Origin of the sequence: Methanoplanus sp. FWC-SCC4 (assembly GCF_032878975.1) — an archaeon.
Lineage (GTDB): Archaea > Halobacteriota > Methanomicrobia > Methanomicrobiales > Methanomicrobiaceae > Methanochimaera > Methanochimaera problematica.
On the sequence record NZ_CP043875.1, the window covers coordinates 1,631,213 to 1,648,707 of the forward strand.

The following is a 17,495-nucleotide window of genomic DNA, read 5'->3' on the forward strand; positions in this document are numbered from 1 at the left end:
AACACTACTCACTGAACAAGCTTCTGGGCCACTACCTTCTTCTTTTCATCCACTACCATCATGTGTGTTGCACATGATACACATGGGTCGTATGCACGAACAATAACTTCTGCAAGCTGCCATGGTGCGCCTTCAAGTGCACGGCTGCATACAGGGAAGTTCCATGTGGTCGGCACAAGAAGTGAATACCACTGGACACGTCCGTCCTTTACTTTTGCAAGGTGTACATCTGTTCCACGTGGTGCTTCGTTTGCTGCCCATCCAAGTGAGCCGTCACCCTGTGGAATCTCGTCTGCAACTACAGCTCCTGAAGTGTCAAGTGCATCGACTGCCTCGATCATGCTGTATAAACAGTCCGGATATTCCATCTGACGTGCAATCTGAAGACCCATTGCTCCTTTCTTGTCATAGTTGCGGAACATTGCAAGACGTGCACGTGGTCCTACCTCGATAGGTGCTCCGTCATACATCGGAACAGCAGTACATGCTTCCACCTGTGGCCATGCCTTTCCACCTGCAGGTGTTGTGGCGTGGTTTGGATAGTTCGGGTCGTCAAGTGTAATTTCCTGCTCGCCCATGTACCAGTCCCATGGTCTGACTTCTGTCCAGCGCTCAGGGAACCACTTTGGATCTGCGTCAAGGTTTGTGCTTGCGTAGAGCGGATCTACTGCCATGTAACCCTGATCGTGGAATCCAAACTTGTCATCCTTCTCGACCTCGTAGCTGCCTGCAACAGATGCAGTTCCACGGTTCTCCCAGTCCTTCAGGACTGTTATCATGAACTCCATCTGATCATGTGCAAGACCTACTGCCTCTTTTGCAAGATCATAGATCTTTGCTTTTCCACGTGGTGAGATGTTCTTGTACATACCACCAATTCTTGGGTTGCTTGGGTGAATTGGTTCTCCACCTGCAATCTCTCCCACAGTCTGACCGATCTCACGGAGTCTCTGGATACGCAGTGCAACGCTGCGGACAGGTTCTTCCTTTGAGAACGGGTTGATGTGTGTATCTGTACCTGGCAGGTACATGTCAGGGAGAGTTAGAATGTTGTGCAGTGCGTGGCTGTGCAGCCTGTTTGCACACTGCAGGATGATACGAAGAAGGTATGCATCGTCAGGAATTTCACAGCCGATGGAACCTTCCATTGCTTCGATACCTGCGAGAGTGTGCGCAATCGGGCAGATACCACAGACACGGGATGAAATCTTTGGTGCCTGATGCATGGTCTTTCCGATTGCGAGTTTCTCAATACCCCTTACAGGTGTTATGCTGAGCCAGTCTCCACGCTCGATAATACCGTCATCATTGACTTTCAAAACGAGCTTGGTGTGACCCTCATGCCTTGTAGTTGGGGAAACCTCTACAACTTTCGACAAATTAATCGCCTCATTATTTTATATTTTGTTCAATTGGCTATACTGGTGTAAACACACAATTTGTTTTGCAACACACGTACCTGAACTAATCTGAACTAATCCAGTACGCTAATTGGTAATTTCAGTCTTAGCTTTAAAAATAGCTTTCGTTCTTAATTCAAAATAATATTACAAATTTGTTTAAAAGTATTACCTTTTGCAGAAGATAAGTTAACATTCTGACCATAATAAATGAAAGAATTTTATTTTTGAACAAAAAGGTGGTTTGGATTAAGGATTTAAGCCGTTTCGTTAAGTTCTGCACGAAGTTCCGCGATCGTGGCTTTTCTTTCGGCGTATGCATCATGCTGATGGATACTCTCTTCGTTTGTCTGTCTTATAGTGACCAGTGAATCACCGGGCAGGAACGAGAAGTCTGTCAGAACGTGCTTTGCCATCTCACGGACACAGTCCTCGACAAACCTTGCATTTTTATGAGCTGAGAATACAACATGACTCTCATCACCACGTTTTAGGAGTTCGTAGATCTTTGCACTCATCGAATCCTTCAGAACTGAAATAATCTGTTCGAGATCGACACGCTGATCGTCATCAGTCTCGATGCACAAAAAGCCCTGTCCACGCTGGTTGTGTGTGGCCATAGGAACTTCAGAGAGGAACTTCTCTATCTTGTCGTGCTCAACACCAAGATCGATTAATTTGTTGTGGGCAATCTCTTTCATGATGTTCTGGGCACAGGGACAGGCGGTAATGCCGGTTACCTGGGCACCAATGCTCTTCCTGACAATAGGATCAGAACCGTTTCTTCTTGCAACCGCACTTGCGACAACCTTTACGACTTCATCGCACCCGGTCTTTGAAACAGGGGTCTCGCGACGTACCATGAAAGTGCTGGTCATTCTGACCTCTGTCCTGTCTGCGTACTCGTGATGATCAAGCAGTTTTCTTGCTACTGAATTGCAGACATCCTCTATTCCGTTGACTTCACCCTGAACGGTCTGCTGCAGTACTTCGTCAATTACTTCGAAATTGCGTGACATGTTTGCGCCTTTAAGACTGCTTGGCAGGTCCACAAAAACATCAAAATTTGAAATAAAGATAACAGGACGTTTGCCAGGTCTTGCAACTTCGACTAACTTCTTTACGTTTTTCACACCGACTCTTGTAAGGTTGATGCGAACTTCCGGCAAAGTAGATTGGGTATCAGGTAATTCCATTGAATAATCCTCTTAAATTTATCTGTGAACAACAATCTGAAAAATTAAAACAAACCACCATTGAGCACGTTCTAAAAAAATCTCCTTTTTTTTATTTAACGGAACTCCAATCAGAAGAATATAAACTTCCTGATGAATTTTTACAGATAATGAACACAATTTTTTTTGGTCTTTGTACGTATTTTTACGTCAATAATATAATATTTATGAAGTTGCACCACAGTCTTAAAAATATTTTTAAAAAGACAAAAGTCAATTAATATCTGACATGTCCACCAAATCCGGAGATAACGCAGGAATTTTAGATAAAAGAAGAATTTCAATTATCGGTTATGGAAATGAAGGAAGACAGCATGCTCAGCGCCTGCGCGATTCCGGAACTGATTTTGTAATAGGCGTCAGACCGGGGAATAGCTGGGAAAGGGCATCAAAAGATGGATTTGACGTATTCTCCATTTCAGATGCAGTCAGCGGATCGGATGTTGTAATCGTAACTCTTGCCGCAGACGGAATCAGAACCTCATTTGAAAAATATATCTCACCTTATATGAAAGAGGGAGCCTCTCTCGTTATTACTGATCCTTTTTTTCCCTGTTACCAGCTTTTGGAAACAAACAAAAATTATGACATCGGCGTTTTTTTTGTAACAGGACAGGACATAAGCAGTTCACAGGCGGATCTCATACCCAAATCCGCATATATATCGGTTTTAAACAACTTCAGCAAAAAGGCACAGGACATTGCAGCAGAACTTGCGACTCTGGAAGGAATTGCAGATGATCACATCTGTTTTGAAGACTTAAGGGACATTGCGGAATCAAAAATATTCGCTGAAGAGGCTGTCATGAAAGGGGCGGGGATTTTTATCAGGGCTGCCATTGCGACGATGGAAAATAATGGTTACAATTCCAAAATGTCAAAAGAGATCGTTCTTAACACTTACATGGCGGCTGCTAATGAATATTTAAGGAAGAATGATGAAAAAAAGGTAAAAACAGATGGTCAATCCCGCAGTGAAACTATAATGGAAGAAAATATTGCGGAATATATGAATGAAGTTATTAAACTGACAAAAACAGGAATCATTGCAAGAGACAGAATGTTGTCAGAACTTACCCTGACAAATCATTAATCTGAATTTACCGGGGGGGGATTTCGAGGTAAAACCAAATTTTTCATTTTTATCAGACACGGCCTGAAAGATTCTTTCCGTGCACTTTTTCACTAAACCTTTTTAATACACGTTTTTACATTCAGATTTTAATTCACGGAAACAGGATATCATTTAAATTGCAGATAGATATATAGATTACATTATGTCTGTTTGTATTATTTACCATTCAGAATCAGGAAACACAAAAGAGATTGCCCAAAAACTTTCAAAGATTACCGGGGCAGATTTAATCGAAGTAAAACCTTCAAAAAAATACTCTAAAATATCCCTTTATACCCTTGGAATAAAAAGAGCAATTTCAGGCGATTTGGATCCGATTAACCACGATAAACTTGATGTTTCAGATTATGACACAATAGTAATCGGAACGCCGGTATGGGCGGGAAGGCAGACCCCTGCAATTAACAGTGCAATAAATGCGCTTACAGGGCATAAAGACAAAGATGCAATTGTATATGCCACCTACAAAAAAGATAAGGCGGAAACATTTGACATTCTGACAACTAAACTGACTGAAAACGGGATGAATGTAAAATCTTCATTTGGATTTTCTGAATCAGAAATAAATGACAACGAAAAAATATCCGGACTCGCACAGCTGATCTAAAAAAATTTAAAAAAAGATAAAAATATTTTTAGGAAAAATGGAAATTCCATTTTTCAGGTATTTTTTTGCATTAAAATCCCCACCAGAAGGACGGGAATTTCAATTGCCGAAATATTTCCCTTAGTATCTCATCAGTTTTGTTGTTGAAGACAACAGCTCTTTTAATTCTGTACCTGTAATTGCCAGGTCACCTGATTCGGTATGAATTAAAATACCGTCGCCTCCGCACTTTCCAATAACAGTGTAAGAAACTCCGGCAAGTGATTTCTCATCACTGACGGCAACAAGGAATCTGCCGTAAGACTCAGAGAAAAGCTCAGTCAGGGCATCTCCCTTTATTGTTACCTCACATGATTCAGTGAGACCGGCAAGTGCTGCAACAAGTCCTCCATGTGAGATATCAGTTGCAGACCAGACATTTCCGTTTCTAACAAGATTCCTCATCACGTCAAGGACACAAACATCAGGAACTAAAGGTGCAGAGCCGCCGCATCCGGTCAGAAGATCAAGCATTGATCCTCCAAACTCAGGCTTTGCACTGCCGCCGATGACTGCAAGAATCATTCCGGGCTTTGCAGCATTGAAGGCCCTTACATCTCCTTTACCCGCCATTCCAATCGACGGAGTCGGGAGAATCTGTGTTCCGAATTCATCAGATTCATTGTACAGGGATACATTTCCTCCGACTACAGGGATGTTGAGCTTCCTGCACATATCTCCCATACCCCTTACCGATTCACTGATCTGCCAGAAAATCTCTTTGTGAACAGGACTTGCAAAATTCAGACAGTTTACAATACAGAGAGGTTCGGCACCCATTGCCGCAAGGTTTGCCGCATTCTCATAAACCACGTTTGCAGTACCTTCATACGGCTTTAGTCTGATCTGTCTCGGACTGCACCCGCATGAGAGATAGAGGGCCGAATCACCAAGACGCAAAACACCGCATCCGCCTTGTGTTGAGACTGTTCTTAGCTGGACATCATGATCATACTGCCTTTTGACCCATGACTTGTCTGCAATGTCAGGATGGGAGAGAACCTTTTCAGCCAGCGTTTTGATGTTCTCTGATGGTTTTATGAAAGGTGTTTCAACGGAATAGGGAGTGCCCTCCCAGGCTTCTTCCGGAGCACCCTCAACTAAAAGATCAATTGGGAGATCACAGACAACCTGACCATGGAAAGTTACGACATACCGCTTTTCTTCGGTTACCTCTCCGATATCGCTCCATTTCAGATCATATTTTTCAATAATCCTTGTGAGCTCTTCGACATCTTCTGAAAGGACTTCCATTAACATTCTTTCCTGCGATTCGGCAAGAAGAATCTCAACTTCGTTCATGTTGCTTTCACGAAGATGTACCTTGTCGGCAGCGATTCTTGCACCATAAGTGCTTGACATCTCTGATGATGCACCTGCAAGACCTGCCGCTCCAAGATCCCTGCATGAGAGAACCTTTCCGGTTTCTGCCATCTCAAGTGTTGCTTCAATTAAGAGTTTCTCTGTGTATGGATCTCCCACCTGCACAGCAGGTCTGTCCTCTGACTCGGAGTCCTCTGACAAATCGCGTGAAGCAAAGGATGCGCCGCCAAGACCGTCCCTTCCGGTTGAGGAACCGTATAAAATCAGGCGGCTTTTTGGCTTTTTTACGCGTGCTGTCAGATATGTTTCAGGATCGACCACACCAACGCAGACAACATTTACAAGAGGATTTCCGCTGTAATTCTCATCAAACGTCAGTTCACCCCTTACAACAGGAACACCGATGCAGTTGCCGTAATCTCCGATACCGGATACAACGTGTTCGAAGAGGTACCTGTTCTTCTCACCTGACAAATCCCCAAAATAAAGGGGGTCCATAAGTGCAATCGGTCTTGCGCCCATAGATATAATGTCGCGGACAATTCCTCCGACACCTGTTGCGGCACCGTCATAAGGATCGACATAGCTTGGATGGTTATGTGATTCCATTCCGATTGCTATTGCAATCTCGTCAGAAAAACGCACAATCGCGGCATCGTCGCCCGGTCCCAAAAGCACATTTTCCCCGCTTGTCGGCAGGGTGCGCAGAAGGGGCTTTGTTGAACGATAGGAGCAGTGCTCACTCCAGAGGTTCTCAAAACATGCCATTTCAAGATCAGAGAGAGATCTCCCGATTTCCTTTTCTATATACTCAATATCACGGGAAGGTAGCATAATTGTAGAAATGTCTGGTTTTATAAACAGATAATAGATGCCTAAACATGTTCATCATTTAAATGTCTGGCAGGGTTTTCACCGGCAGGCATGATCTGCCGGAAAGTGGACTGATTTGTTAAAAAACAGCAGATTTCAAAAAAATATCTGAAAATTATTTATTAAGAGCAATCTTTATTGCCATTTTTAGTTCAAAATCCTCAAAAGGTTTTGTAATATACCCCGAGGGCTTTGTTTCAATCGCACGGGAGATTATTTCATCTTCCATATGTGAACTCAGATAGATTACAGGAATATCAGGGTACACCTTTTTAATTTGATGCACGGCCTCTATCCCGTCAATCTCACCCGGGAGAGTGATATCCATTAAAACAAGGTCAGGAAGATATTTTCCGACAGCCAGAACACCATCTTCTCCTGTCATTGCAACCTCATAGTTTCCATAACCCATTTCTTTTAACCGCCACTGGATAAGATCGGATACAATCTCATCATCCTCTACAATAAGTATTTTAATACCGGACAAATCCAAAAACATCTCCCTCTCAATAATTTATTATTAGAGCCGTATTATCTAAAAAACTTTATTTTTTATTCTGAAAATCTGTAACCCTCATAAGGTATTTCTATCTCAAATCTTGCGCCTTCACCATAAACACCTGTCTCATGAATTTTCATCCCCGTAATGCCCAGAATTTCTTTTGTTAAAAATAACCCGAGACCCGTATTGCTTCCAAAACCATGATCAAATATCTTCTCTTTTAACTTATCCGGAACACCAAGACCATTGTCCATGACCACAATAACACCATAATCATTGGATTTAACAAAATCCAGAGACATCATAGTCACTTTTTCACCATGCCTTACTGCATTGTCAAACAGATTGAAAAATATCTTCTCAAGCATAGGATCGGCATAAACCTCCAGAGGTCCGCATTTCACATCAATTGTGACCCCGGAAGACCTGGCCATCCCCTTAATTCTTAATGCAATATTGTCAACCCTCTGCCATCTGGGCACTTCCACTCCTACATTGTGATAATCACGGGTAAATTCAATCTGCTCTTTGATATTTTCAGATGCCTGACGAATTCTTTTAAGGTGATGCGTCAGTTCATCATTATCCCTGACTTTTTTGTCCATCAGGTCTGTAAAGCCCTTTATCCCCGCAACCTGATTTAGAATATCATGGCGGGTTATGCTTGACAAAAGATTGAGCTTTCTGTTTGCTTCGTATAATGAGTTCTGATACTGCTTGATCTCGTTTATATCCTGCATTATTCCGACAATTCTTAATGGGATTCCTCCTGAATCTGTGTCGGATATTTTTCCCATCACATTTATCCATTTATATCTGCCATCTCCGCACAGGATGTGATATTCGGATTCAAAATGCCTGCTTTCCTTATCAATAACCCTCTGTTCAACATCAACAACATCGTTAAAGAAATCCATGATGTCCCTGAAGAACTTCACCTGAAGTATGTCCTTCCAGTTGTCCGAACCCTTATAACAACCCTCTTCGCTGTAACAGAACATTTCCTGGTAATTGCCGGAGAAAAACATCTCGTCATTTACCATATCCCAGTCCCAGACACAGACACCTGCCCCTTCTATTGCAAGATTAAGCCTTTCCTCACTGACAATAAAGGCTTCTTCCATCCTTTTTCTGGATGATATGTCAATCGCAATGCCCCGGGCACCTTCAGTCTTTCCGTTTTTTTCAATGGGACTTGTATAGATCAAAAAGGGTATTTTAGTGCCGTTAGTTTTTATAACGGAATATTCATATCCCCTTTCTGAGCGATACCCTGAGATCATCCACTCAAAATTCTCCCTTGCCCTTGAGCGGTCAGGCTCGTCAATGAGTGAATAGATGTTAAAGCCTTCTTTAAACTGTTCGGGAGAGATAATTCCCGAATCAAAACCATTTTTATTTAAAAATGTGATCATGCCTCCATTGTCAATTTCAAAGACAATCTGCGGCAGAAGATCGGTAAGATTCCTAAACCTCCTCTCACTTTCGATAAGTGCGGATTCAGAGATCTTCCTCTCTGTAATATCCCTGATAATTGACTGAACAATTCCCTTGCTTTTGGAAACAATGCTTGCACTGATTTCTACAAATACCTCATTTCCCGAACGGGTTTTGAGCTTTGTTTCATAAAAATAATTTCCTGATTCTTTTAGATTTGAGAGTGCATCTTTGAGGGCATTATATTCTGACCCGGGATATACAGCCGATAATTCAATATTTAGTAGTTCATCTTTTTTATAGCCGAGAATTTTAACCAGGCTGTCATTTATATCAATAATTCTTCCATTGAAATCATGAATTATTACGGCATCGTTGGAATTTTCAAAAAGACTCCTGTATTTTTTCTCATTTCTTCTAAGAGCCTTTTCCATGTGCTTTCTCTGGCTAATGTCAATTGCAATCCCGCGAAGACCACTGATCTCACCGCCATTGAATATATATCCAAAATGAACCATCAGTGGAAAAACCGAACCATCCTTTCTTTTGGCATTGTATTCAACAGCACCTATTATATGCCCTGTCAAAAACCAGTGAATGTTTTTGGTTGCCCTTTCACGCTCTTCTTCACTTAATATACCCTGAAATAACATCCCTCCTTCAAGCTCTTCGGGAGAATATCCAAACATATTGGTGGAATAACGTGTTGCAAAAGTGAATTTTCCATTAGAATCCATCTCAAATATAACTTCGGGAAGCTGATTGGTCAGACTTTTCAGCCTGTTTTCACTTTCACGAAGAGCATTGAGCGCATTCATTTTACCGGTTGTATCCCTTATGAAGACATGCATGATCCCTTTTTCAGAATCAGCCATGCTTGCGCTGATTTCAGCCGTGATCACCTTTCCGCTTTTAATCTTTATTTCGGTTTCATAAAAGCCGTGTCCGTCTCTCATCACCTCAGCCAGGGCTTTTCTCATCAGTTTGCAATCGCCCTCAATTTTCAGATCCTTAAAATCAAGTTCTTCATCAATGCTGCCTTCAATCTCAAACATTTTTCTGGCAGCAGGATTGCACATGAGAATTTTACCGTCCATTCTGTGAACGATCACCCCGTCTCCGGAGTTTTCAAAAATATTCAGATACCTTTTTTGAATCTCCTTTAAATCATCCTCTTTTTGATGGAGTCCCTGTGCAATTACCGTTGTAACTGTCCCTATACAGACGTAGGTGAATACAAAAAGAATCCCTGAATAAAAAATCATCTCACCAGGGCTGCCTGCCAAAACATAGATTATGAGATTTGTGAATATGTAGAATGCAGCAAGTGAAAAACTAATCCGGAGTCCTTTTGCAGGATACTGAAATATAAGAAATATCAGCGGAAAATAAAATATATGGGACAAAACAAGCATTAACCCGTCACTAAAGAGATAGAGGGAAATCTCGGATATAAAAACCGTAAATACAACAAGTCCCAAAAGAATAAGATTTAGAAGATCCCCACAATTTTTACCTTTAAAGTCCCGTATTTTCATTAAGCCTGTAAATTTCAATTGTTTCACCCTGATGAATTATTTCGAAATGCTGTAAGACAATGCCTCAATGCATGTATCCCTCTAAAGAGTAGTCTGGTCAATTTCAGAATAAAATAAATCCGGTTTTGCCGGTTGCCTGAAAAGATATAATTTATACTCATAGTGTCATATAAGTAAAGCATGACCGACCCATACGAATCTCTTTTGAAGCAGGCATATTCCAATATTACTGAAAAATCGGGTGATTTAGGCAGATTTACAGTTCCGGCAGCCAGGGTGTATATTGAGGGAAAGACAACAGTCTTTGAAAATTTTGCAGAAATTGCATCAACACTGCGCCGTGAACAGGATCATTTCATGAAATATCTGTTGAGTGAAATAGGCACGGCAGGTAAAATTGACGGCAACAGGGCAGTATTCAATGGTAAATTTGACAAAAGCCAGCTGGAAAAAATCATCGATAAATACACGCAGGATTATGTCATCTGTTCAGAGTGTGGAAAGCCCGATACACGCCTTGTAAAAGACGGACGTATTACACTTCTCCGCTGCGATGCCTGCGGTGGACACAGACCTGTAAAGAAGAGAAAGACACACAATGAAGGCGGACTAAACCAGGTCGAAGAAGGAAAGGAAATGACTGTCCAGATCGAATATCTTTCCAAAAGAGGCGATGGTGTTGCAAAGGTTGGCAAATATACACTTTATATCAAGGGAGCAAAACCAGGCCAGAATGTGAGAGTTAAAATCACAAGAGTTGCAGGTTCAATTGCATTCACTGAAAAGATCTGATAAATTTCCAAAAAAAATAATTTTTATTAAAATCACTTTGTGATTTCTAATCAGACAGTGCCTGAAACATTGGTTTCATGCACGTTTGTTATAATTTTTTGTCTAAAATTATGCTTTTTCAATCTCTTTGATAATGAAATCTGTTTTCTCCACAAGCTTCTGTGCAGCATCCTTAATTGCGGTTATCGGGTTTTTTCCGTTCTTTGTTGTTACAAGCAATACAGGATCTACAAAATGAAATTCGTGCGTATACTGTGCGACATCCACATCCTTGTCATTTAAAAGCTCATTTGAAAGGGCACTCATGTATGTATGGGTCTCTCCGACAAATTTGATACGTGCGAGATCATCCTTTAATTCAACAATCTTGATATCCATAGGTACCCATACGTTTGGAATCTTTTTTAGTATATAGATATGGGTCATTACCAGTCAGGGTGAAAAAACAAATTTACATAATAGCCGGGCATCCCGAATTAAAAAAAGTTGGTTTTTAGATTTTGGATTAAAATTCAAATACATCGCCGTCATGCGATACATGAGGCAGATCATCCCCGATTCTGTGACTCATGTGAACCAGATGAAATTCTTTTGCACGGACAGCTTTTGCAAACTCTGTTGCCTCTGCGTAGTTCATGTGTTTCCCTATATGGACATCAGGGGGCATTAGTGAATCCAGGAAAAGAAGATCACAGTCAGATAAAAGTTCTGTCGTCCTCTCATTTAACAGAGGGTTCGTATCAGACGTATATCCGATTTTTTTGCCGTTGTATTCCATTACAACACCGCAGGTGAATATGGGCGGATGGTTAACCTCAACCAGTGTGAACCTGATTCCTGCCAGGACAAAGGACTCATAAGCAGGAACAGGATTTTTCTCAAACCGAAGGTAATAAAAGAATTTTTTTATGTCTTCCATCACTTCAGGCGCCGCATAAGCGGGAGGAAATTTCTGCACCCTGTAAAATTCATTGTATCCTGCAATGTGATCATAGTGTGCATGCGTCCACACCACATAATCAATAGCAGGAGAACCGTTTGAGAGAAGCTGACGCCTCAGGTCAGGAGAAGTATCGATCAAAATTCTTTTCCCCTCATTTTCAATCAGCATCGAGGTTCTCAGACGCTCACGATTCTCAGCTTTCAGGAGGCTGCATACTTCACAGTCGCAGCCGATTTTTGGAGCACCTATGGTATCTCCGGTGCCTAACAGGGTTATTTTCATATTGAAACGCTCTGGCGGATTGTGTCACGGTCTTTTACCGTTCCCATACCCTGTTCTATATCAGACTCATTCATCTCGTAACTGTCACGCATTAGTGCGGAAATTAACGATTCCTTGATCATTATGCGGAGATCAGCTCCGGAAAAGCCATCTGTCTCCTCTGCAAGTTCGTCATAGTCGCAGGTGCAGTCAAGCTCTCTTGTGATCTTTTTGAGGATCTCCCTTCTCATCTCATAATCAGGCAGAGGGAATTCAACAACATCGTCAAACCTTCTCCATGCGGCATCGTCGAGAAGTCTTGGGTGATTTGTCGCACCGATTAGCAAAACTCCGTTTTTGACGAAACTGATTGTATCGATATTTTTGAGAAGCATGTTTACGGCACGCTTCATGGCTCCGTTGTCATCTGAAATCCTGCTCTTGGCAACGAAGTCAAACTCATCAATGAAAAGGATACACGGAGAGAGTCTCCTTGCAAGATCGAATATTCTGTCGATGTTCTTTGAAGTCTCACCAAGATACTGCGATGTCACCATTGCAAGCCTGACTTCCAGAAGCGGCATCTTAAGCTTCTTTGACATTGCAAGAGCAAGGGAGGTTTTTCCGGTTCCGGGAGGACCTACAAAAAGAAGTTTTCCAAGCTCATAGATCCTTCTTTCCTTTAGATAATCCCTGTTTTTAAGGGCAATGTTTATTTTTCTGAGAGCCTCTTCCTGACGATGGGTGCATACGAGATCGTCTATTGAGTGTTCCACTTCTTCAGGGGCACTTATGATTATAAGGCTGCTTGCGATCTTTAACTCCTCGTCATCCCCCACTATCTCATCAATTCTTGCTTTTAGGTATTCCTTTGAATCCCTGAATCTTACAATCGAGGATTTTGATTTTTCATATGATATTCCCCCAAGTCCCGACTTTTCAAAATAATATGCAAGTACGGGATTTTTTTCAATCCTTTCCATCGCATCCTGTTTTGAAAACCATCCGGCAGCCGCATCAAGTGCGGATATCCCAAGACGCTTTCCAAAATCATCAAAAGTTACAAATGGATTTTTTCGCACAAGCTCATAGGACTTGCCTGTGCATAATATCCGGTCAGCAATGCTTTCGCTTACAACAACCGGCCTTTCTATATCTGTATTGCACCCTGTGGTCCCCGAAATATCCCTGAATTTCGCCGGAAGATCATCCATATCAAGATTTTCATACTGATTTAGGATCTCCGATGTCAGTAAAAGTTCGAAGACATCAAGGGCCTGTGCATCATTATCTGAAGACATGCGTACAACATAATATATACCCGTTCTATTGGGATATAGATATCCCTGGTAACATTTCCTGATTAACAAATTATTAAAAAAAAGGATTTTTCCTGATTTTTCAGGCAGTAGTAATAATACATCCGTCTTCTGTCACAATGACGGTGTGTTCCGCCTGGGACACAAGGGAACCCGGGATGTCATGGAGCACGGGATAACCTCTGATAATCCCCTGTTTGTAAAGCTGTGCAAGTGCAATTTCACTTTTTCCGCTGTACCATCTGCGTGCAAAGGGAAGACTCTGTCTTGTTTTTATTTCAGAAAGCAGCTTCTTTGCAGACGGGAGTCTGACGTTGCGATTGGAAATCTGACTGAAAATTTCGGCTCTCGGCCCGTCTGTCACCTGGCCGCTTCCGGTGGTTGCAAAAGGTTCTATTGCAAATGACATTCCCTCCTCAATGACAGTCCCGCCACTCATTCCGACATTCGGGATTGTCGGGATTCCATGCAGGAGGTATTTTCCAAGACCATGGCCGGTAAGGTTTGAGACAGGACGGTAACCTCTTCTTTCAATCTCCTTTTGAACGGCAGCCCCGATCTCCCCTGTGGTTACACCGGGTTTTACCATTGAGATTGCAGTATTTAAGGCGCTTCTTGAGGCTTCCACCAGCAGATCATTCTTTCCAAGGTCAACTGTCATTGCAGTGTCTGCGACATATCCGTCGATATGAACACCCATATCGACTTTTACAACATCACCTTTTGAAAAGCAGCGTGTGTCGCCTGCCGATGCAGTGTCGTGGGCAGCGTTGTTGTTAAGCGAGATATTCAGGGGGAATGCTATTTCACCACCCATATCAATTATTTCAGCTTCCGAGACCTCGACTAAATCAAGTATCGATGCATCCGGTTTTACTCTTGCCGCTGCATTTGCAAGGCATTTTTTCGCAATATCTCCTGCCTGTTTGTATAATTCCACTATTTCTTCGTCCATCATATTATCAGTTCATCCTTGTATTTTGTAAAACAGTCAAAGCCCTCTTTTAAAACGAGGCCCATATCTTCAAGCCTTATACCGCCTGTGCTGCGATAGTAGAGTCCCGGTTCAACAGTTACGACATTTCCGGCCAGGAGCTCTTTTCCGGACGGCGATAGTGAAGGCTCTTCATGAACCGCCATGCCAACTCCGTGCCCCAGACTGTGAATGAAACCTTCCGTGCCGGTTTTGTAGCCTGAACCCTCAAAATGTGACACCACTGCGTTGTGGACAGCGCTTCCCGACACACCCTCGCGTATCATGCTTTTCCCGAGAACTTTTGCTTCCCTGACAACGGAGAACATGTTTTTTATTTCCCCGTCTGGTTCGCCGCGGACAAATGTTCTTGTCATATCGGCATAGTATCCGGTTTTTGTATCCTGCGGAAAGAGGTCTATCATTATCGGTTCGTTTTCGACAAGGACACCCGAACCTTTGCAGTGCGGCATCGATGTCTCCGGCCCGCATGATACGATTGTATCCCTTGCAAGAAGCCCTCTTTTTAAGAGATAACAGTGGATCTCATTTCTGAGATAGTCTGAAGTCAGAGGGGTTTCGTTGATTTCAAGTTCCCCCGTTTTAGCGGAGGCACTTTTTATCAGGGATACTGCAAAGGATATTGCATCCTCTGTTATTTTCTGGGAATGCCTGATGAAATCAGCTTCATCAGGAGTTTTTACGGCACGCATCCCCGATACCGTTCCTTTGTCAATATTGATTTTGCACAATCTCTCCATTTCGCGTGCAAGATAGAGAGGGAATGTGCGGGGCACAAGAATATCCCCTCCTGCAAGCGCCGCCACCATTTTTGCTGTGGCTTTTGCAGGGTCTTTTTCTTCTTTTAAATAATCAAAAAATCCTGCATCGCCGCGTGTCACCACATCACAGTGAGATTCAGATACGGCTCTTTCAGCCTCCATCTGCGGCACAACAAGTGTTCCCTTTCTTCCTTTTTTCTTTATGTAAAAAACGGGATCACCGGTCTCAAAGCCTGTCAGATATCTCATATCAGGATCATCAGATGATGAATACAGAACATAAGCCTCTGCGCCCGCCGCTTCAAGTGGCCTGTCAGGAAAATTCATTTTTATCAATCCGTTAATAATTTGATTCGTACACAGAAGTAATTTTACCACATAGAGCAGAAGTTTTAGTCATAATGAATGAGTCTGCCAAAAAGACATTTAAAATGAAATTTGCAAAGCTTACAATGATGCTCAACGCCATACTTCTGCTGGCCGCCCTGTCTGTTCTGGCATTTTTTGGTCTTATTCCAATATATAGCATACAGATTGCGGCAATATGCGCCATCCTCTGTATCATCCTTATCGTTTTATTCAGGAAGCATTACCTGGCTGATAAGGCATGGCTTAATGAGCAGGATGACTAATTAATGATTAATCCAGAGGGAGAGATTTGAGTGCTGCAAAAACTTCAAAATGAGATAGAGCTTGTCGGAAGACACATTGACGTTGTACTGGTGGTTGTCGAGCACCAGCCAATCGGCATTATGAAACTCTCCGAGCTTTTGCAGATACCCTCCCATCGTGTGCGCTACTCTCTCAAGGTTTTAGAGCAGCTCGGATACATAAAAGCATCACCTTCAGGAGCGGTTGCAACCAAAAAGGCCTCAGAACTGGCGCTGAATCTGGATAATGAAATAGATATTCTCATTAGCCGCCTTGAGGCAATGAAAAGGGATCATGCAGATTAATTTCGCAATATTTAATACTGCAAAAGTCAACTTTTATTGGCAACTCACAGAGTGCCTCCATAACTCAGTTGGTAGAGTGTCTGGCTGTTAACCAGAATGTCACAGGTTCGAGTCCTGTTGGGGGCGTAATTTTCTTTTACGCTAATTTTTATCACCAGATATTTGATTATTAACAATTTAAATTTAGAATTTTAATCAGTATTTATTCGCTTTTAATAGTATAACAGAAGTTATTTACAGCGCACACCACAATCATTTTTCTACCGGTTTCATAAAATTAATATTTAGTAGAAATATTTTGTAAAGCATTAAAAATTTAATTCATGGCTGAATGTTGAGCAAAAATATTCTTAATAAGTCCAAATTATAATCAGTACTTTCAAACTAAATTCTCACATCACAAATAATATATCTCCCTATTTTTACAATAAAATATAAGATGTAATTTTTTACATCAGGAATACATTTGTTGCGCAGGTGAAAATTATTCATGACCAAAAAAAGACACCAAAAGAAGAAAAATTATCACAAATACAAAAATAGTAGTAATTTAAGTGAGAGTCACACTCAGCATAAAAAATTCAAATATCCGGAAAATAAACTCAAGAATAAAGGGATTTTTGCAAGAATCAGAATGCAAATCTGTAAAAAGTATCGGAGATGGATTCCCGTAGAACCAGACGAAATTCCAGAGAAAATAGTATTAATGGCACAAAGGAAAAGGGATTTGCGACTTAAAGAAGAGTATGTCAAAGATAAAAATTTCATTTATAAAATATATTATAACAAAACAGGACACAGTCAACACAGAATAAAATATTACAAGAAGAAAATCTGTGAATAACTGCAATAATGTCGATTTTTTCTTTACATCTTTTCCATCCCAAAACTAATATAATATAAAATACTCATTTTCGGATATGAAACTTAATCCGGTGCTGATACTTATAGCACTTTTAGGAACGGGTATTTTCATAACAGGGTGCACTACCGAAGACAAAAACGGCGAACAGCCCGGACTAAAAAGCACAACATGGCACCTCACCGGATACAAAGACGAGGGAGGGGAATATCAGCCCCTCATTTCAGGAACGGAAATCTCACTCATCATCCTCACTGACGGGAAGATATCAGGCTCCGCCGGATGCAACGGTTACGGCGGAATATACACGGTAGAGGAAAACAAAATCTCTTTTCAAAATATCTACTCAACTGAAATCTACTGCGCAATACCAATCGGGACAATGGAGCAGGAAACCTGGTATCTTACCAGTTTGAGGGATTCATCATCATATCAGATTCAAAACGGCAAACTCGACATCATGAATGAAAACGGTGAGACAATTCTCACTTATGAAAACAGGATACAAAAAATATAAA

The 17,495-nt window shown here is 41.6% G+C and carries 17 protein-coding genes and 1 tRNA gene; 8 read left to right on the forward strand and 10 right to left on the reverse strand.

The features are described 5' to 3' along the window. Window positions 1–8 precede the first annotated feature (8 nt). Both frhA and mptA read right to left on the reverse strand, forming a co-directional pair. Window positions 9–1,379 (reverse strand): coenzyme F420 hydrogenase subunit alpha, encoded by a 1,371-nt coding sequence (gene frhA / locus F1737_RS08240; protein ID WP_317136107.1) that lies wholly within the window; start codon window positions 1,377–1,379, stop codon window positions 9–11. Window positions 1,380–1,657: 278 nt separating this feature from the next. Next, window positions 1,658–2,596: a GTP cyclohydrolase MptA gene (gene mptA / locus F1737_RS08245; protein WP_317136108.1), complete on the reverse strand. Its 939-nt coding sequence runs from the start codon at window positions 2,594–2,596 to the stop codon at window positions 1,658–1,660. Between the two features lie 268 nt (window positions 2,597–2,864). Here mptA and F1737_RS08250 point away from each other — a divergent pair, with 268 nt between their 5' ends. Further along, complete coding sequence (locus F1737_RS08250; protein ID WP_317136109.1) at window positions 2,865–3,728, forward strand: NAD(P)-binding domain-containing protein; 864 nt, start codon at window positions 2,865–2,867, stop codon at window positions 3,726–3,728. Between the two features lie 184 nt (window positions 3,729–3,912). Beyond that, the gene (locus F1737_RS08255; protein WP_317136110.1) at window positions 3,913–4,377 is read left to right on the forward strand and encodes a flavodoxin family protein; all 465 of its coding nucleotides are present in this window, start codon (window positions 3,913–3,915) and stop codon (window positions 4,375–4,377) included. Window positions 4,378–4,497: 120 nt separating this feature from the next. Here F1737_RS08255 and purL read toward each other — a convergent pair whose 3' ends face one another. From purL to F1737_RS08270, 3 genes are all read right to left on the reverse strand, one after another. Further along, window positions 4,498–6,573, reverse strand: a complete 2,076-nt coding sequence (gene purL, locus F1737_RS08260; protein ID WP_317136111.1) for a phosphoribosylformylglycinamidine synthase subunit PurL — start codon at window positions 6,571–6,573, stop codon at window positions 4,498–4,500. Between the two features lie 154 nt (window positions 6,574–6,727). Further along, window positions 6,728–7,111: a response regulator gene (locus F1737_RS08265; protein WP_317136112.1), complete on the reverse strand. Its 384-nt coding sequence runs from the start codon at window positions 7,109–7,111 to the stop codon at window positions 6,728–6,730. A gap of 53 nt (window positions 7,112–7,164) precedes the next feature. Then, window positions 7,165–10,107, reverse strand: a complete 2,943-nt coding sequence (locus F1737_RS08270) for a PAS domain S-box protein (protein ID WP_317136113.1) — start codon at window positions 10,105–10,107, stop codon at window positions 7,165–7,167. A gap of 162 nt (window positions 10,108–10,269) precedes the next feature. Here F1737_RS08270 and F1737_RS08275 point away from each other — a divergent pair, with 162 nt between their 5' ends. Continuing rightward, complete coding sequence (locus F1737_RS08275; protein ID WP_317136114.1) at window positions 10,270–10,881, forward strand: translation initiation factor IF-2 subunit beta; 612 nt, start codon at window positions 10,270–10,272, stop codon at window positions 10,879–10,881. A 108-nt stretch (window positions 10,882–10,989) separates the two neighbouring features. On the opposite strand, the gene F1737_RS08280 is transcribed toward F1737_RS08275, so the two are convergent. The 5 genes from F1737_RS08280 to F1737_RS08300 form a co-directional block, all read right to left on the reverse strand. Further along, on the reverse strand, window positions 10,990–11,307 hold the full coding sequence (locus F1737_RS08280; RefSeq protein ID WP_317136115.1) for a DNA-directed RNA polymerase subunit L: 318 nt from the start codon (window positions 11,305–11,307) through the stop codon (window positions 10,990–10,992). 79 nt (window positions 11,308–11,386) lie between these two features. Next, window positions 11,387–12,106: an MBL fold metallo-hydrolase gene (locus F1737_RS08285; protein WP_317136116.1), complete on the reverse strand. Its 720-nt coding sequence runs from the start codon at window positions 12,104–12,106 to the stop codon at window positions 11,387–11,389. Further along, window positions 12,103–13,386, reverse strand: a complete 1,284-nt coding sequence (locus F1737_RS08290; protein ID WP_317136117.1) for an ATP-binding protein — start codon at window positions 13,384–13,386, stop codon at window positions 12,103–12,105. Before F1737_RS08290 ends, F1737_RS08285 begins: the two co-directional genes overlap by 4 nt. A 100-nt stretch (window positions 13,387–13,486) precedes the next feature. Further along, window positions 13,487–14,362, reverse strand: a complete 876-nt coding sequence (gene map, locus F1737_RS08295) for a type II methionyl aminopeptidase (protein WP_317136118.1) — start codon at window positions 14,360–14,362, stop codon at window positions 13,487–13,489. Continuing rightward, the gene (locus F1737_RS08300; RefSeq protein ID WP_317136119.1) at window positions 14,359–15,486 is read right to left on the reverse strand and encodes a M24 family metallopeptidase; all 1,128 of its coding nucleotides are present in this window, start codon (window positions 15,484–15,486) and stop codon (window positions 14,359–14,361) included. Before F1737_RS08300 ends, map begins: the two co-directional genes overlap by 4 nt. A 74-nt stretch (window positions 15,487–15,560) precedes the next feature. Here F1737_RS08300 and F1737_RS08305 point away from each other — a divergent pair, with 74 nt between their 5' ends. The 5 genes from F1737_RS08305 to F1737_RS08325 all read left to right on the forward strand — a co-directional run bounded on the left by F1737_RS08305 (window position 15,561) and on the right by F1737_RS08325 (window position 17,494). Beyond that, the gene (locus F1737_RS08305) at window positions 15,561–15,791 is read left to right on the forward strand and encodes a hypothetical protein (RefSeq protein WP_317136120.1); all 231 of its coding nucleotides are present in this window, start codon (window positions 15,561–15,563) and stop codon (window positions 15,789–15,791) included. Window positions 15,792–15,821: 30 nt separating this feature from the next. Next, window positions 15,822–16,115, forward strand: coding sequence for a hypothetical protein (locus F1737_RS08310; RefSeq protein ID WP_317136121.1), 294 nt, complete (start codon window positions 15,822–15,824; stop codon window positions 16,113–16,115). A 53-nt stretch (window positions 16,116–16,168) separates the two neighbouring features. Beyond that, window positions 16,169–16,241, forward strand: a tRNA-Asn gene (locus F1737_RS08315). Between the two features lie 364 nt (window positions 16,242–16,605). Further along, window positions 16,606–16,959: a hypothetical protein gene (locus tag F1737_RS08320; RefSeq protein ID WP_317136122.1), complete on the forward strand. Its 354-nt coding sequence runs from the start codon at window positions 16,606–16,608 to the stop codon at window positions 16,957–16,959. Between the two features lie 76 nt (window positions 16,960–17,035). After that, window positions 17,036–17,494 carry an META domain-containing protein gene (locus F1737_RS08325; protein WP_317136123.1) on the forward strand — a complete coding sequence of 153 codons (459 nt, stop codon included), beginning with the start codon at window positions 17,036–17,038 and terminating at the stop codon, window positions 17,492–17,494. Window position 17,495: the final 1 nt, after the last annotated feature.

Bases quoted from the DNA above. Each gene is read 5' to 3' on its own strand.
- F1737_RS08255 (WP_317136110.1), top strand. From the start codon at position 3,913: ATGTCTGTTTGTATTATTTACCATTCAGAATCAGGAAACACAAAAGAG.
- F1737_RS08290 (WP_317136117.1), bottom strand. From the start codon at position 13,386: ATGTCTTCAGATAATGATGCACAGGCCCTTGATGTCTTCGAACTTTTA.
- F1737_RS08280 (WP_317136115.1), bottom strand. From the start codon at position 11,307: ATGACCCATATCTATATACTAAAAAAGATTCCAAACGTATGGGTACCT.
- F1737_RS08250 (WP_317136109.1), top strand. From the start codon at position 2,865: ATGTCCACCAAATCCGGAGATAACGCAGGAATTTTAGATAAAAGAAGA.
- F1737_RS08320 (WP_317136122.1), top strand. From the start codon at position 16,606: ATGACCAAAAAAAGACACCAAAAGAAGAAAAATTATCACAAATACAAA.
- F1737_RS08285 (WP_317136116.1), bottom strand. From the start codon at position 12,106: ATGAAAATAACCCTGTTAGGCACCGGAGATACCATAGGTGCTCCAAAA.
- F1737_RS08305 (WP_317136120.1), top strand. From the start codon at position 15,561: ATGAATGAGTCTGCCAAAAAGACATTTAAAATGAAATTTGCAAAGCTT.
- F1737_RS08300 (WP_317136119.1), bottom strand. From the start codon at position 15,486: ATGAATTTTCCTGACAGGCCACTTGAAGCGGCGGGCGCAGAGGCTTAT.
- purL (WP_317136111.1), bottom strand. From the start codon at position 6,573: ATGCTACCTTCCCGTGATATTGAGTATATAGAAAAGGAAATCGGGAGA.
- map (WP_317136118.1), bottom strand. From the start codon at position 14,362: ATGATGGACGAAGAAATAGTGGAATTATACAAACAGGCAGGAGATATT.
- F1737_RS08265 (WP_317136112.1), bottom strand. From the start codon at position 7,111: ATGTTTTTGGATTTGTCCGGTATTAAAATACTTATTGTAGAGGATGAT.
- mptA (WP_317136108.1), bottom strand. From the start codon at position 2,596: ATGGAATTACCTGATACCCAATCTACTTTGCCGGAAGTTCGCATCAAC.
- F1737_RS08275 (WP_317136114.1), top strand. From the start codon at position 10,270: ATGACCGACCCATACGAATCTCTTTTGAAGCAGGCATATTCCAATATT.
- F1737_RS08325 (WP_317136123.1), top strand. From the start codon at position 17,036: ATGAAACTTAATCCGGTGCTGATACTTATAGCACTTTTAGGAACGGGT.